This window comes from Curtobacterium flaccumfaciens pv. betae, assembly GCF_026241855.1.
Classification (GTDB): domain Bacteria; phylum Actinomycetota; class Actinomycetes; order Actinomycetales; family Microbacteriaceae; genus Curtobacterium; species Curtobacterium flaccumfaciens.
In genome coordinates this window covers 1,605,827-1,621,150 of the sequence record NZ_JAPJDC010000001.1, presented here as the reverse complement: position 1 = coordinate 1,621,150, position 15,324 = coordinate 1,605,827, and the positions used below count along the sequence as shown (strand labels likewise).

Annotated in this window: 16 protein-coding genes; 12 read left to right on the top strand and 4 right to left on the bottom strand. The window is 72.2% G+C overall.

Annotated features, from left to right (window positions below; all coding sequences use genetic code 11):
• Window position 1: 1 nt before the first annotated feature.
• Entirely contained in the window at window positions 2–1,306 is a 1,305-nt protein-coding gene (locus ORG17_RS07630; protein ID WP_071244428.1) for a glutathionylspermidine synthase family protein, read from the bottom strand.
• Entirely contained in the window at window positions 1,306–1,677 is a 372-nt protein-coding gene (locus ORG17_RS07625; RefSeq protein WP_152377983.1) for a tRNA-dihydrouridine synthase, read from the bottom strand. The genes ORG17_RS07630 and ORG17_RS07625 overlap by 1 nt, the downstream gene beginning before the upstream one ends.
• Window positions 1,678–1,810: 133 nt before the next feature.
• Here ORG17_RS07625 and ORG17_RS07620 point away from each other — a divergent pair, with 133 nt between their 5' ends.
• Both ORG17_RS07620 and ORG17_RS07615 read left to right on the top strand, forming a co-directional pair.
• Window positions 1,811–2,317 (top strand): hypothetical protein, encoded by a 507-nt coding sequence (locus ORG17_RS07620; RefSeq protein WP_214527784.1) that lies wholly within the window; start codon window positions 1,811–1,813, stop codon window positions 2,315–2,317.
• Between the two features lie 131 nt (window positions 2,318–2,448).
• Window positions 2,449–2,976, top strand: a complete 528-nt coding sequence (locus ORG17_RS07615) for a COG4315 family predicted lipoprotein (protein ID WP_214527785.1) — start codon at window positions 2,449–2,451, stop codon at window positions 2,974–2,976.
• Between the two features lie 45 nt (window positions 2,977–3,021).
• On the opposite strand, the gene ORG17_RS07610 is transcribed toward ORG17_RS07615, so the two are convergent.
• Entirely contained in the window at window positions 3,022–3,675 is a 654-nt protein-coding gene (locus ORG17_RS07610; RefSeq protein WP_214527786.1) for a TetR family transcriptional regulator, read from the bottom strand.
• A gap of 185 nt (window positions 3,676–3,860) precedes the next feature.
• Here ORG17_RS07610 and ORG17_RS07605 point away from each other — a divergent pair, with 185 nt between their 5' ends.
• The 6 genes from ORG17_RS07605 to ORG17_RS07580 all read left to right on the top strand — a co-directional run bounded on the left by ORG17_RS07605 (window position 3,861) and on the right by ORG17_RS07580 (window position 9,456).
• Window positions 3,861–4,358 (top strand): hypothetical protein, encoded by a 498-nt coding sequence (locus ORG17_RS07605; RefSeq protein WP_214527787.1) that lies wholly within the window; start codon window positions 3,861–3,863, stop codon window positions 4,356–4,358.
• 3 nt (window positions 4,359–4,361) lie between these two features.
• Window positions 4,362–5,183: a trypsin-like serine protease gene (locus tag ORG17_RS18325; protein WP_214527788.1), complete on the top strand. Its 822-nt coding sequence runs from the start codon at window positions 4,362–4,364 to the stop codon at window positions 5,181–5,183.
• Window positions 5,184–5,352: 169 nt separating this feature from the next.
• Complete coding sequence (locus ORG17_RS07595) at window positions 5,353–6,459, top strand: tyrosine-protein phosphatase (RefSeq protein ID WP_214527789.1); 1,107 nt, start codon at window positions 5,353–5,355, stop codon at window positions 6,457–6,459.
• A gap of 137 nt (window positions 6,460–6,596) precedes the next feature.
• Window positions 6,597–7,616 (top strand): LacI family DNA-binding transcriptional regulator, encoded by a 1,020-nt coding sequence (locus tag ORG17_RS07590; RefSeq protein ID WP_214527790.1) that lies wholly within the window; start codon window positions 6,597–6,599, stop codon window positions 7,614–7,616.
• 167 nt (window positions 7,617–7,783) lie between these two features.
• Window positions 7,784–8,434: a 2'-5' RNA ligase family protein gene (locus tag ORG17_RS07585; RefSeq protein WP_214527791.1), complete on the top strand. Its 651-nt coding sequence runs from the start codon at window positions 7,784–7,786 to the stop codon at window positions 8,432–8,434.
• Between the two features lie 2 nt (window positions 8,435–8,436).
• Window positions 8,437–9,456: a LacI family DNA-binding transcriptional regulator gene (locus tag ORG17_RS07580; RefSeq protein WP_214527792.1), complete on the top strand. Its 1,020-nt coding sequence runs from the start codon at window positions 8,437–8,439 to the stop codon at window positions 9,454–9,456.
• Window positions 9,457–9,534: 78 nt separating this feature from the next.
• Here the strand turns inward: ORG17_RS07580 and ORG17_RS07575 are convergent, their stop codons facing one another.
• Window positions 9,535–10,416, bottom strand: coding sequence for an inositol monophosphatase family protein (locus ORG17_RS07575; protein WP_214527793.1), 882 nt, complete (start codon window positions 10,414–10,416; stop codon window positions 9,535–9,537).
• 241 nt (window positions 10,417–10,657) lie between these two features.
• On the opposite strand from ORG17_RS07575, the gene ORG17_RS07570 reads away from it, so the two are divergent.
• The 4 genes from ORG17_RS07570 (at window position 10,658) to ORG17_RS07555 (ending at window position 15,197) form a co-directional block, all read left to right on the top strand.
• Window positions 10,658–11,644: a carbohydrate ABC transporter permease gene (locus ORG17_RS07570; RefSeq protein ID WP_214527794.1), complete on the top strand. Its 987-nt coding sequence runs from the start codon at window positions 10,658–10,660 to the stop codon at window positions 11,642–11,644.
• A complete protein-coding gene (locus ORG17_RS07565; protein WP_214586008.1) occupies window positions 11,644–12,474 on the top strand; it encodes a carbohydrate ABC transporter permease in 831 nt (276 codons plus the stop codon). The genes ORG17_RS07570 and ORG17_RS07565 overlap by 1 nt, the downstream gene beginning before the upstream one ends.
• Before the next feature lie 56 nt (window positions 12,475–12,530).
• Window positions 12,531–13,868 (top strand): ABC transporter substrate-binding protein, encoded by a 1,338-nt coding sequence (locus tag ORG17_RS07560; protein ID WP_214527796.1) that lies wholly within the window; start codon window positions 12,531–12,533, stop codon window positions 13,866–13,868.
• A gap of 120 nt (window positions 13,869–13,988) precedes the next feature.
• Window positions 13,989–15,197 (top strand): glycosyltransferase, encoded by a 1,209-nt coding sequence (locus ORG17_RS07555; RefSeq protein WP_301565237.1) that lies wholly within the window; start codon window positions 13,989–13,991, stop codon window positions 15,195–15,197.
• The last annotated feature ends 127 nt before the right edge of the window (window positions 15,198–15,324 follow it).

Genomic DNA, 15,324 nt, shown 5'->3' with positions numbered 1-15,324 from the left:
GTCAGGCCGCGATGAGGTTCGGGGCGAACCGGCACCAGTAGTCCGTGATCGGCCCGTCGGACTCGCGGATGCCGACCCCGAAAGACTCGCCGCCCACGACCCACGACCCGAGCACCGGGTGGTTGTGCCCGTTCGACCCCGGGAAGTCCGGGAGCTCGTGGTACTGCTGCCACACCCGTTCGGCCCCGGTACCGGGGCGCCGGTACTCGCGACCGTTCGTCGTGACCGAACCGTCGGCTCGGTGCACCGCGATGCCGTCGCCCTCGCGCCCGAACACGGGCTTCACGACGAAGTCGCGCATGCCGTTCGGACCGTCCGCGAAGGCCGGCAGCAGGTTCGGGTGGCCCGGGAACAAGCGCCAGAGCGCGACGAGCAGCAGCTTGTTCGACAGGAACATCTTCCACGCCGGCTCGTACCAGCGGCCGAGCCGCCCGCGGTCGCTGACCAGGAAGGCGCCGAACTCCTCGTCGCCCTGCGCCCGGTCGTCTCCGGAGACGAGGTCCTCCCACGGGTACAGCTTGAAGAGGTTGCGGATCACCGGGTACTGGGTCCCCGGCTCGTCCCCGGGCAGCGTGAACACGCTCCGCGACGAACCGGCCGGCTCCTGGTCGCCGACGAACTGGCGGGCCGTCGCGTGCCAGCCGATGTCCTTCATCTCGATGCCGGTGTGCTCCCACCCGGCCTCCCCCGCCAGGTCGCGCATGTAGGCCACGGTGTCCCAGTCCTCGCCCGCTGTGTCGAGGTCGGAGTGCGCCACGAACAGTCGCCCACCGTCCTCGGCGCGCAGGGACTCGTGCAGCAGTGTCCGCCAGCGCGCCACCATCGCCTCGTGGATGCCGTTCCACTGGTCGGTCTCGGCGGAGAGTTCGCCGGTGGCGAGCCGGTCCTGCATCCAGTGCCACTGCGTGACCGATGCCTCGATCAACCCGGTCGGGGTGTCCCCGTTGTACTCGAGCATCTTGGCGGGTGAACCGTCTCCGGCGTAGGCCAGGTCGAACCGCGCGTACAGGTCGGGCTCATCGTGCTCGAGCGACCAGGCGGCGAGGTCGAACCCTGCTCGCGTCAGGCCCAGCGTGCCGAGGGCACCGGTGGCGAGGTACCGCGCGGCTTCGAGGCACATCCGGTGCAGTTCCTCGGTCTGTCGCTCGAGCGCCTCGACCTCCGGCAGCGTGAAGACGTACGCGGCGGTGTCGTTCCAGTACTCGACGGGCGTGCCGTCGTCGCGGACCGACCGCGAGTAGATCAACCCGGTCTGCTGGATCCGGCGCCGCCAGTCCGGACGCTCGGGGAACTCGATGCGCTCCATCAGCCGCCGAACCCACCGTGTCCGCCGGCTCCGCCGAAGCCGCCCTTGGTGACGGAGCTCCCACGGGACGAGACGCCGGCCTTCGCGGTCTTCCCGGCGGGCAGGGCGCTCGTGCCGCCGGAAACCGCGTCCCCCACGCCGGGGACCCTCGTGGCACGGTTGGCGAAGAGCGGCAGGAAGTACCAGCCGGCGTGCCCGCCGTGGTTGTTGCAGTCGTCGTCCGGCAGACGCTTCTCGGTCGCGTTGTCGCGGCAGATCTTCGCGTAGTCGCTGTCGACGCCGGCTCCCTCGCCGCACCCGGTCAACGACGCTGCCAGGGCTGCGACCACCCCGATGGAGACGACACGGGAAGCACGGCGACGAACACTCACGAAGGGGAACAGTACCGCTCACCACGAGCTGATGTCCGCGTCGGCACGTCGGCCAGCGCAGACGATCGTCTGGCGAACCGGTAGCGTGTGCGGTGGCGGCACCCGCCGCACACCGTCCACGAGAGGGTCGACCATGTCGCGGAGCACCGATCGGGTCCGGGCGGCACCGATCGCCCTCGCCGTCGGGGTCGCGGCGCTCGCGGTCGCCCTCGCGCTGCCCGCGCCGGCCGCGCCGGGACCCGAGGCGCTCGGGGTGGGGGCATCCGGCGCGCTCGGCACCGCACTCGGCGCGCCGCCCGCAGCGAACAGCACGCACCGGTTCGCGATCAGGTCTCCACGGACGGTCGGCACGGACCGTGTGGTGCACGTCCGGTTCGCCGGCTCGGGGAGGCCCGGCGCCGTCGTGGTCGTCCACTACGCCGCCCCGGAGAGCCAGGTCGCGACCGTCCACGTCGCGGAGGTCGAGCCGGGCAGCAGCGCCGTCGGCCCGACCGGCCGGTTCGCCTTCACCGCGGCGTTGCCCGAGCTGCCCCGCGACGCCGACCGAGCGTCGTGGAGCGCCCTGCTGATCGACCCCGCGTCACTGGCCGTCATCGGCCGCGTCGAGGGCGTCCACCTCGTCGAGCAGACGGAACGCTGACGCCCTGCTCCGTGGCCCCGCTCGATGAGAGGGTGCGCAGGGTGCTGGCCGCCGCACCATCCTGCGGTTACGTTCGCTAGACGAACGTCTGGCCAGCAGTCAGCGGCGAGACCTGACCACGAGGAGCCCCCGTGTCGACACCCCACCGCACCCCGTCATCCCGACCCGTGTCCATCGCACTCGGGGCCGCGCTGCTCCTGGCCCTCGGCCTCGCAGGCTGTTCCACGGCCGGGTCCGCGACACCCTCGCCCTCCCCGTCCCCCGCCGCGCAGGGCGACGCACCCGCGACGACCGGCTCGTCACCCTCGGTCGACGTGACCGTCGCCGCGACGTCGCTCGGCAAGGTCGTCGTCGACGGCAAGGGCATGACCGCCTACTACTTCGACGCCGACGTCAAGGACTCCGGCACGAGCACCTGCACCGGTGGATGCGCGACCGCGTGGCCCGCGATCGAAGCGACCACGACGACGCCGAAGGCGTCCGGCATCACCGGCAGGGTCGGCACCATCAAGGGCGTCGACGGCGGACGGCAGATCACCATCGACGGTCGGCCGATCTACACCTTCGTCGGGGACAAGAAGGCCGGCGACGTGACGGGTCAGGGCGACAAGGGCGTCTGGTACGTCGTGAACCCGGACGGGACCGAGCAGAAGAAGTAGACCGGAGGCCCCGGCGGGACGGCAGACATGCCGGGCCCGCCGGGGTCAGTTCTCGGCCAGGCCCGGGTCCCCACCCACCCGCACGGGCTCCACCCGCTCGAGCAGCGCATGCACGCCGGGCAGTCCGAGCCCGGTGAACAGCGCCGCCCACAGGTCACGGAGCTGCCCCTCGGTGTCCCGCGTCAGCCGCACGCTCGTCCGGGCCCACATCACCCCGAAGGTGGACGTCAGCACCAGGTCCGCCGCACGTGCCCACTCGGGATCGGTGTCCGGGCCGACACCTCCACTCGAAGCCGACAGGTGGCGACGGACGTAGTCATCCCAGGTGAAGACCCGCGGGATCACCTCCCCCGCACCACGGAGTTCGTGACTCAGCCGGATGGCCCCTGCCGCCACCGAACACCGCATCGCGTCCGAACAGGCGGACGTCAGCATGACGAGCAGGTGCTCGAGCCCCGCGGGCTGCGTGATCCGCGAGTCGATCGCCGCCCAACGCTCCTGCTGCCGCTCGATGACCGCGAAGGCGAGCTCGTGCTTGGACGAGAACACGTGGTAGCCGATCGCCGACTTCGGCCGGTCCATCGCGGCGGCCACCCGCGCGAACGAGGTCCCCGCGTAGCCGTGGCTCGCGAACTCGGACGCCGCGGCCTCGATGATCTGCTCGCGGGTCTTGGTCTTCGCCTGCTGCCGCTGGTTCATCGCACTCCTCGGTCGGACCTTGGTTCATCATACGAACGTCTGACCAGGCATGGGCAGTGGTCACACCGGGGGCGATGCCTCTGATCTCCTCAGGTTCACTATTTCGCTAGACGATCGTCTGACGCGTTGTTAGCGTTCACGCACACCGAGCCGCCCGGCCGCACCGCCACGAACCGAGGAGTCCCATGCGTTCCACCCCGTCCACCCACCGCACCCCGTCGGTCCGCCGACTGACCGTGCTCGCGACCTGCGTCACCCTCGGCGGTGCGCTCGCCGCAGGCGTCCTGGTCCCCGCGCAGGCCGGAGCCGCCACGATCTCCCACACGACGCACACCGCGCACACCTCGGCCCAGCCTGCGGCCGTGGCGTTCACCGCCAAGACCTACGGCGGACCCGACCGGAAGAGCTTCACCGGCATCACCTTCGCCGGGACCGGCAAGCCCGACACCCTGGTCATCGTCTACTACGACGCTCCGGGCAAGCCCCGCGGCCTGTTCGACAAGCACATCGCCGAGGTCACGTCGGGGGACGACTTCGTCAGCGCCAGCGGCCACTACCGCTTCACCGCGACGTTCCCGGACCTGCCGCGCGGGACGACGACGCTGCACTGGCACGCCCGGCTCGCCGACCCGGACACCCTGTCGGTGATCGGACGCGTCAACGGCACCCGCACGCTCGGCTGACCCGTGACCAGCCACGCGCACCCGGCGCTCGTCCGCGCCCTGGCCGTCGCCGTGTCCCTGGCGGCCGTCGTCGGGGCCACCCTCACCTGGGCTCCTTCCGCCTCGGCCACCACGAGCGACCCCGACCGGGTCGCAGCGCCGATCATCGCCGGCACCGAGGTCGGGGTCCCCGGCGGCACCTGCACGGTCGGTGCCGTGCTGGCCGCGAAGGGGTTCCGCAGCCAGTTCACGCAGTACCAGCGGGCGACCCGGTGGGTCGTGCTCGCGAGGCACTGCGCGCCGCTGCAGGCACCCGTGCAGCTCGACGGTGCGACCGTCGGCAGCGTGGTCTGGCAGTCCGCGGAGTCGGACCTCGAACTCGCGGTCGTCCCGCCCCTGGCGTGCACCCGGGCCCGGGCGGCGACCGGGTCGTGCGACCCGTCCGTCGCGACCTGGACGCCTCGGGCATCGGGTCGCGTGTTCAACCGGGTCGGCGGGGTCCTGGCACGTCCCGCCGTGACCGGCATCGGCCAACCGGATGCCGCTCCCTTCTGCACCAGCGGGGCGTCGAGCGGGCTGCTGTGTTCCTGGACCTCCACACGTGTGCCGGCAGCAAGCCGTCCCGGCGCGCAGCACCTCGCCGCCGCGCGCGCCGAGGCCGGTGTCGGCGCCGGCATCGAGCCGGGCGACGCCGGCGGACCGGTGATCAGCACCACGAACCGGCTGTACGGGATCATCTCGGGCAGCACGACGACGAGCACGACAGGCTCGACGGTGCTGCTCTACACGCCCGTCCAGCAGGTGCTGACCGAGCTGTTCCGGTACCGGCTGGCCCCGGCGTCCTGAGGCGCGGGCCGCCGGGTGGGCGACTGAGCGCTGCCTCATGACCCGGACACACCCCGGCCACCTCGCCGCCACACCGCCGACGACCCTCGCCGCGATCCTGCGGGGAGCCGGACGTCACCACGTCCGGCTCCCCACGACCCCAGGGTCCTGATCAGATCGAGGTTGCCCCGTGTCCCCGCGCCGCCACTCCCCACTCACCCGCTCCCCACGCCTCCACTCCCCGCGCACCACCCGCGTCGCCGCGACCGCCCTCGCCGGCCTGGCCGTCGTCGCCTCCGCCGCGTTCTCCGTCACCGCCGCCCACGCCGACGACACCCTGCAGCCGGCGTTCACCGCCGCCGACCACCCGATCACCGACGTCCCCGGGCTGGTCAACGGCCGTGAGCTCGCCGCAGTCCACGGCCGGTCCGGTCAGACCGTGAACGCCCCGCGGCTGATCCGCTCCGAGTCACTCGACAAGATCACCGCGGCCGGGGCCACGACCCTGGCCGACGAGTACCACGTCGACCTCGTCGTCGACCTGCGCACGCCGTCCCAGATCGCCGCGAAGCCGGACGTCGCGATCCCGGGTGCACGACACGTCGACATCTCGATGTTCGGCGCGGACGGCGACTACAGCGATGACACCGCGATGTACCACGACCTGGTCGACAAGGGCCGGGTCGACCAGGCGACACCCGGGTCGATGATCACCGCGTACCGCCGGGTGCTCCGGATCCTCGCCACGCACACCAGCGGCACGGTCCTGATCCACTGCTCCCACGGCATGGACCGCACCGGCACCGTCGTGGACCTGCTCGACCGGGTGCTCGGCGTCGACAGCGCGGACATCCTGCACGACTACCTGCTCTCGAACACGCAGCTCGGGGTGACCTGGGCCGCACCGCAGCTGCTGCAGGGCACCTTCGAGCAGGACATCGCGACCGAGTACGGCGGCATGGACTCGTACCTGAGCGACACGATCGGCGTGACGAAGCACGAGGCCGCCGCCCTGCGCGAGCGCTTCCTCGTGTCGAACGACCCCACCGCGTCCTCCATCACGGTCGCGGGCGTGCGCGTCCACCTGCCCGCCGCTGCCTCGTCGCACGGCGCGACGGTCACGGCCCCGGTCCGGACGCTGCGCGCTGCGGACGTCCACGTGCACACCACGAACCCGAACGCGGTCACGAGCGTGCACGTCTCCGGGCGGACCGCGCACATCACCGTGACGGCCCAGGACGGCACCACGACCAAGGGATACCGCCTGACGGTGCGGCACCCGGCGACGAAGCGCTAGTTCGGCACCGCCGCCGACCGCCCGCGCGCCGCGCCGGCGGTCGGCGTGACCAACTGTTCACCGCCACCGTCGCCCGGTCCGAGCGTCCCTCCGGCTACCGTGACACTCGTGCAGTCCTCCAGACAACGGCGCCCGCGGTGACCGGACACCCCGCCGTCCCGACCATCCACGACGTCGCCGCCCTGGCCGGTGTGTCGAAGTCGGTCGTCTCCCGAGCCCTCGCCGGTGCGTACGGCGTGGCTCCGTCGACGACCGAGCGGGTCAAGCGCGCCGCCATCGACCTCGGCTACGTGGCGAACGCGAACGCCCGCGGCATGTCGGCACACCGCACGCACACGCTCGGGGTGTTCGTCCGCGATGCCTCCACCCCCTTCTACGGGCACCTGCTGACCGCGTTCCAGCTGCAGGCCGCGGCGCGCGGGTACCGCGTCGTCACCGCCACCGGTGCGGGGTCGTTCCCGGTCAGCGAGGAACGCCGAGCGCTCGAGACCCTGGTCTCCCTGCGCGTCGAGGGGCTCATCGTCTGCAGCGGCGCCCTGCCGATCGCCGACGTCCTGCCGTTCGCCCGGCGCATCCCGACCGTGGTCTCCGGGCGCCCCGAGACGAACGATGCGGTGAGCAGCGCGTACTGCGACGAGCGCCGCGGCGGACGCGGGCTCGCCGACCACGTCGCCGATCTCGGACACCGCCGCGTCGCCGTGCTGACGGTCACACCGGCCGGGTCGCTGACGCAGTCGGCACGCACCGACGCGATGGTGCGCCGACTCCGTGCGCGCGGCGCCGAGGTGCTCCGGATCCGCTCCGAGGACCACGGAGCGGACCCCGAGGACCTCGACTCGTTCGTCGAGCAGGTCCTGCGGGCCGGCGGCGTCACCGCGATCATGGCACCGAGCGACCGCTGGGCCGTCGGTGTGCTCGAGTCGATGCGCCGTCGCGGCCTCCGTGCGCCGGACGACCTGTCGGTCACGGGCTACGACGGGGTCGCCCCACTCGCCACCGAGCTGCTCGGCATCACCTCGTGGCGACAGCCACTCGGCCTGATCGGCCGCCTGTCCGTCGACGACGTGGTCGACCAGATCGACGGCCGGTCGACGGGCGTGACCCACAACGCGGTCGACGGCACCCTGGTACCGGGCCGGACCGCCGCCCGGGTCTGAGCGCCGAGCGGAGCGGAGCGACGAGCACGACCGACACGGCCCCGCCGACATCCATCGTTCACCGTCCCGTCACGGACCGACGGGTGAGATCCGGACCCGTCCGGTCGATCATGGGGAACGTTCCCGATTATCGGGAACGTTCCCCATCCCCGACCACGGACGGACCCATGCCCCAGAACGTCACCGCCAAGCTGCCGCGCGACCCGAGCGACCCGTACCGCCACGGCATCTACCTGCGCCCGGACGCCCGCACCTGCCGAGCCGTCACGGTCGTCACCGACCAGCTCCGCGCGCAGTACGGCCTGCTGTCGGCCGGCGCCTTCCCGCCGCACGCCACGCTCGTCGGCAGCCAGCCGTTCGGCAGCCACGAGGACCAGGTCGTCGCGGCCGTCTCGGCGCTGCTCGACGGCCGACCGGGGTTCGACGTGCACAACGCCGGCATCCGAGAACAGGGCATCGGGTTCGTCTACGACGTCGCGACCCGACCGGACGGCTCGCACAACGACGACTTCGTCCGGCTCGCCGCCGACATCGAGGCCGTGGTCGCCCCGTTCCGGCAGCCGATGCAGGTCCCGCTGGCGAACGACTACGACCCGGAGCAGTACCGCGCGCACCTCTCGCTCGCCTCGCACGACCTGTACGGCCGACCGGACCTGCACGACGAGGTCGGCGCGTTCATCCGCGAGCTCGACGTCGACGTCCCGACCGGGTTCCGCGGCGACACCGTCGTGCTCTACCGCACCGCGAGCCCGGACTGGTCCGGTCGCTGGTGGCAGACGATGACCTGGGAGCACGTCCACACCTGGAAGCTCGCCTGACCGTGGCCGCGACCCTCCGCGACGTCGCCGAGCGGTGTGCCATCTCGCGATCGCTCGTGTCACTCGCCCTGCGGGGCGACGACGGTGTGTCCCGGCCACGTCGGGAACTCGCGGTGCGGACGGCGGACGAGCTGGGCCTCCCGGTCGGTTCGCTCGCCCGGCGACGCGCGCAGGGCGCGCCGCTCGTCCTCGGGGTGGTCGTCACCGAAGCCGCGAACCCGTTCCACGACGAAGCACTCCGGAGCGCACGCGCGACCGCGCAGACCCTCGGGTTCGCGCTCCGGGTCGTGGACGGGTTCCGTGACCCTGCCCGGTTGGCCGACGGCCTGGAGGCCCTGCACACCTCCCGCGGATCGGCCGACGGTGTGCTCGGGGTCGCGGTCCTGAGCAGTCGGCTCGCCCCGGCGCGGCTCGCGGCGGTCGCGCGCGACCTGCCGGTCGCGGTCCTCGGATCGAGCGGGTCGGCGCTCGCCGGTCTCGGACTCGACACCGTGCGTGCCGACGAGGAGTCGGGCGTGCGGGCACTGGTGCTCCACCTCGCCGCCCTCGGGCACCGACGCACGTGCTTCGTGGCGGAGTCCGGCCACCCGTCGACGACCCGTCGTGCCGTCGCGCACGCCGCGGTCACCGGGCAGCTCGGCGCACCGGGCGAGCACCGCGTCGACGACGTCGAGGCCCTGGCGGCGGACCCGGCACGGATCGCGCGGCACCTCGGTGACGGGGTCACGGCGTTCGTCGCGACGAACGACGCGACCGCGGCGCGGCTCGTGGCGATCGCCGACGGCGCGGGGCTCGCGCTCCCCCGGATGGCGGCGGTGACCGGGTTCGACGGCACCGGTCTCGGCGAACGGCTCGACCTGACGAGTGTCGACCAGCCGCGCGTCCGGATGGGCGCGCGGGCGGTCGAGCTCGTGGTCGAGCGGCTCCGGGGTCGCCGCGGCGACCGGCACGAGGTGCTCCCGACACGCCTGCTGCCGCGTGGGTCCACCGCGCGGGCGGTCGCCGGGCACCCGCTCGGCTGACCGCTCGCGACGCCCGCGCCGGGTCGGTCCGCGGCCGGCGGTCGGGCCGGCGGGCCGACTGGCGGCCCGGTCGGCGGCTCAGTCGGCGGCGGTCGTGGCCGACAGCTCCTGCACCCGGCGCACCAGCTCGGCGTGCGATCCTCCGGCGCCGGCGGCGACGTAGTCGTCCGCCAGGTGTGCACGGTCGACGACGTCGCCCCCACGGAAGCCCCGGAACCACCCGCCGGCGCGCTCGAGCACCAGCGCTCCGGCGGCGACGTCCCACGGGTGCGTGGCGAAGCCCATCGTCACGTCCGACCACCCGGCGGCGACGTGCACCAGGTTGAGGGCACCGCTGCCGAGGCTGTGGTGGTGGCGGTACCGGAGCGTCAGGTCCCGGAGCAGGTCGAACGCCGCGGCCTCGCCGAGCAGGTCGAGGTCCTGCTGCACCGGGAAGCTCGTCAGGACCGTCGCTGCGTCATCCGGCCCCGACGACGAGTGCATCGGGGCGCCGTCGAGCCAGGCGCCGTCGTCGTCCGCCGCGAACACGTGGTCCGCGACCGGGTCGAAAACCACCCCGGCAACGACCTCGCCGTCGACCTCGGCCGCGATCGAGATGCACCAGTACGCGAGTCCGCGGGCGAAGTTCGCGGTGCCGTCGATCGGGTCCACGATCCACCGCACCACGGGGTCATCGGTGCTGCCGGTGTCCCCGGTGCCGTCGGTGTCCCCGGTGGTGCCGGTACTGCCGGTGGTGCCGGTTTCCTCGCCGAGGACGACGGAGCCGGGCACGGCTGCGGTGAGCACCGCCGTGATCGCCTCTTCCGCCGCGCGGTCGTGCAGGGTCACCACGTCGTGCGCGTCGCGCTTCGTGCTGATCGTCATCGGGGCGCGAAACACGGCGAGCAGGTCGGGCGCGACGGTGCGCGCGGCCTCCTCGGCGATCGCCCGGAGTGTCTGGGGAGCAGGAACGGTTCGCATGGTCCTCGGTTCTACGACGTCGAGGCTCCTGGACGGCGAACCACGCCGGTCGACGGACCGAACCCGAGGTGAACGCGCGGCGTGCGGCGGTGCACGTCGGCGCCCGATCGGCGGAGGGGTTGAACGCGGCGTGAACGGGTGACGGCGGGTGGTCGACGTGCCTTGACCGGTCTTCGACCCCCGCCGCACAGTGGAGTCGTTCCCGGTTAGGGAACGTTCCCTACTCGGAGGAGTCCGCCCCATGACGGTCCCCGTCAGGTCCGGCCTGGTCGCCGGTCCCCCGCGTACCGCAGGGTCGCCGCGGTCGCCGCAGTCGCGGCGTCCGACCAGGACGACCCGGACGACGCGGTCCTCGTTGCGCTCGGACCGCCGACTCGGTCTGGTGCTCCTCGCCCCGGCGCTGCTCGCGTTCGCGGTCTTCGTCTTCTACCCGCTCGGCCGCGTCCTGGTCCTCAGCACCCAGGGCACCGACATCTTCGGTCAGCCGGCGGGCTCGGTGGGGCTGCAGAACTACGTCCGCACGTTCACCGACCCCGCGTTCGGACGGACGATGCTGACCACCGCGGTCTTCTGCGTCGGCGTGGTCGTCGGCCGGATCGTGTTCGGTCTGCTCGTGGTGATCCCCCTGACCGTGAAGCTCCGCGGCCTGCCGGTCTTCCGCGCACTCCTGACGGCGCCCATGGTCGTGTCCGTGTCAGCGGGGTCCGTGGCGTTCGCGGCGATGCTCGCACCCGGCAACGGGCTGCTGAACACGGTGATCACCCAGTTCGGCGGCGCGCCCGTCCCGTTCCTGACGAGCACGCAGTGGGCCCTGGCGAGCGTCATCGTCGTGACGATCTGGGGGTCGCTCGGGTTCACCGTGCTGCTCCTGCTCGGAGCGTTCGGCGCCATCGACCAGGACGTCATCGAGGCGGCGCACCTGGACGGTGCCGGGCCCGTGCGGACACTCTGGTCGATCTCCCTGCCGCTCGTCACGCCGACGCTCTTCTTCGTCGTCGTGACCGGCACGGTCGAGGCACTCACGACCTTCGGGCAGATCCAGATCCTCACCGGCGGCGGTCCGGCCGACTCGTCGAAGACCCTCGTCTACGCGATCTACCAGCAGGCGTTCGGGTCCGGCAGCGCGAACTTCGGCCTCGCCGCCGCGCTCGGGGTCGTCCTGTTCCTGCTGGTCCTCGGGCTGTCGCTGGTGCAGTTCGGCGTGCTCGAGAAGCGGGTGAACTACTGATGCGCCCCGTCACCGCACGCCGGCTCCGGAGCCTCTTCGTCTACGCCTGGCTCGTCATCGCGGTCGTCGTCGTCTGCTTCCCGCTCTACTACGTGTTCGAGGGCGCGCTCACCCCGACCCGGTACCTGGACCAGGGCCTCGCCGGTCTCGTGCCGATCCACCTGACACTCGACAACATCGTCCGGGCCACGCAGGTCGTCCCGCTCGGGCAGCAGTTCCTGAACAGCGTCGTCGTCACCCTCGCCCAGACGGTGCTGCAGGTCGTCATCGGCATCATCACCGCCTACGCCCTGGTGTTCTGTCGGCTCCGGGGCACCCGCGCCCTGTTCCTCGTCCTGCTCGCCAGCATGATGATCCCCGGCGAGACAACGCTGATCGCGAACTACCTGACCGTCTCGTCGTGGCACCTCATCGACACGCTCCTGGTCGTCTTCCTGCCGTTCGTGGCTTCGGCGCTGACGATCTTCCTGTTCCGCCAGGCGTTCCTGAGCTTCCCGGACGAGCTGCGCGAAGCCGCGGTGCTCGACGGTGCCGGACACTTCCGGTTCGTCCGGTCCATGCTCCTGCCGCTCACCCGCCCGACGCTCGTCTCGGTCACCCTTGTGAGTGCGACGGCCGCCTGGAACGGGTTCTTCTGGCCGCTCCTCGTCACCAACTCGCCGGAGCACCGCACCGTGCAGGTCGGCATCGCCCAGCTGTCCGACGCCGAGGCCGCCGACATCGGCGTGGTCCTCGCCGGCGCCGCCATGGTGACCCTCCCCGTCCTGGTCCTCGTGCTCGTCGCCCAGCGGTTCCTCGCCGGTGGCCTCACCGCCGGCGCGCTCAAGTGACGACACGTTCGCTCCCCTCCCCGACCCCCGCCCGCCCCACACCCGAAGGACGCACCATGCCCGCACGTCGTTCCACCGCCCTCACCGCACTCGCCACCGGGGCCGTCGCGGTCCTCGCCCTGACCGGGTGCTCCACGTCGAGCTCCGCATCGGACAGCTCCGGCCCCGTCACCGTCGACTTCTGGCACGCCATGTCCGGGCCGCCCGCGACCGAGCTCGACGCGCTCGTCGCCCGCTTCAACAAGGAGAACGACCAGCACATCACCGTCAAGTCGTCGTTCCAGGGGGACTACGCGGCCGTCCAGACGAAGTACACGGCGGCGGTGCAGTCCGGCTCGACGCCGGACCTGCTCATGATGAACGACGTGTCGACCGGCTTCATGATCGACTCCGGCCAGACGGTGTCCCCCGCGACGGTCAGTGGATCGAAGTCGGGTACCGACACGATCGCGCCGGCCGCCGCGACCTACTACAGCGACGGCAAGCAACTCGCGGCGATGCCGTTCTCGGTCTCGATGCCCGTGCTCTACCTGAACAAGGCGCTCGTCGCGAAGGCCGGCCTCGACGCCACGAAACCGCCGAAGACGCTGGCGCAGGTCGCGACCTGGGCCGAGAAGATCCACGCCGCGACCGGTGGCTACGGCATGAGCATGAACATGGGCGATTCGTGGATGCTCGAGGAGCTCACCGCCTCGGGCGGTCAGGCGTTCTGCACGCCGGAGAACGGGCGGAAGGGCAAGCCGGTCACCGGCGTCTCGCTCACCTCGGACACCCAGGTGCAGTTCATGACCACGCGGCAGAAGCTCTACCAGGACGGCGCCGCCCTGAACCCCGGTACGGACTCGACCGTGCAGAACTCGGCGTTCTCGAGCGACAAGGTCGGGATGCTGCTGACCTCCTCCGGCGCCTACACGACGGTCGACCCGGACGGCTCGAAGTCCGTCGTCGCCCGGTTCCCCACCACGTCGGCCTCCGACGACGCCGGGCAGGTCATCGGCGGCAACGCGCTGTGGATCTCCGGCAAGGGCCACTCGTCCGCCGAGCAGCAGGCGTCGTACACGTTCGCCAAGTGGCTCCAGACGCCGGACGTGCAGGCCGAGTGGGCGAAGGCGACCGGCTACGTCGCGATGAACACCGACGCCCAGGACACCACCGTGGGCAAGCGCTCCCTGTCCGACCCGAACATCGCCACGATGTACCAGCAGCTCGCCGACGACCCCACGAGCGTCGCCGCTGCCGGCTGCATCACCGGCGCGTTCCCGACGGTGCGCGCCACCGTCATCGGCGCCTTCAACCGGATCGTCGAGGGTGCCGACGTCGAATCGACCATGCAGGACGCCGAACAGCAGGCCGGCAAGCAGATCGAGTCCTACAACGAGGCCGCTGGCAAGTGACCGACTCCGGGTGCACGCCCCGTCGAGGCTGACCAAGGGTTCATGGAGCGCGACCGCCGTTCGCCATACGGTTGTCTGACGAAGCGGGCGGGGAGCCCGCACGACGATCGGAGCCCTGTGGTGTCTGCTGCGAACGGCCGGCCCGGCTACGGGGCTCCGGAACCCCTGCGCATCGTGTTCTCGTTCCCACGGGGCCGGGGACACCTCGCGCCGATGCTGCCGCTCGCCCGCGCGGCCAGCGCTGCCGGACACCGGACCGCACTGAGCGGCGCACGCGAGGCGGTCCTCGAACAGACCGGGTTCTCGCACCGGCAGCCGCGGGACGTGGAACTGCCGGCGAGCAGGCCGGGCACCGGCACCCTGACCCCGATCGATGCGAGTGCGGTGCTCACCCGCGTCCCCCAGGTCTTCCTGGGGGACGCGGCCGCCGGGGCCGTCGTCGACGTCGGACGGCTGGTCACTCGGTGGTCGGCTGACCTCGTGGTCTGCGGGGAGTTCGACTTCGGTGCCATGACCGCCGCCGAACGTGCCGGGGTGCCGTGCGTGGTGGTCCTGGCCTTCGCCTCGGCCGGTGGGACCTGGCGCGACGCGGTGCGGGAGCCGCTCGAGGCGCTCCGCCGACGCGCGGGACTCGGGCCCGACCCGCAGCAGGAGATGCTCGGCGGCGCACTCACCGTCGTCCCGTTCCCGGCGTCGATGCGATCCGGGCACGAGCTGCGTGGCCCGGTGATCCGGATGCGGCCGGACACCTGGTCGTCACACTCGTCGGATGCCGCGGCGTGGTTGGCCGCCGGCGACGAACCCCGCGTCTACGTCACGCTCGGCACCGAGTTCAACACGAAGTCCGGCGACCTGTTCGCCCGGCTCATCGACGCGCTCGCGGCCCTGCCGGCGCGGATCCTCGTGACCACCGGACCCTGGGTCGACCCGACGACCTTCCCGGTGCCGGAGGGCCCGGGAGCGATCCGGATCGAGCAGTACGTCCCGCAGGACACGGTGCTCGGGCTCGTGGACCTCGTGGTGAACCACGGCGGATCCGGATCGGTGACCGGAGCGCTCGCGCACGGCGTGCCCCTGCTGGTCCTGCCGCTCGGCGCCGACCAGCTGCCGAACGGCAGCTGCGTCGAGACCCTGGGCGCCGGACTCGTCCTCGACGCCGCGGCGGCGACCGCAGAGGACATCCGCGCCACCGCGTCGCGACTCCTGACCGAGCCCGAGTTCCGCTCCGCGGCCGGACGGATCCAGACCGAGATCGTGACAGGCGAACCCCCGGCCGTCGTCCTGGCCGCCGTCGAGCGCCTGGTCGGCTGGACGCCCGCCCCGCGGTGACGAGCCTGCTCGAACATCGTCCGCCACACCCGATTCTGCACGGCGACGTCCGCCGACGAGCTGATCTCAAGCGGCCCGTCAGGGGCAGGACGAGCCGCGAGGGAGCCCACCTCCTCGCGGCTGCCAC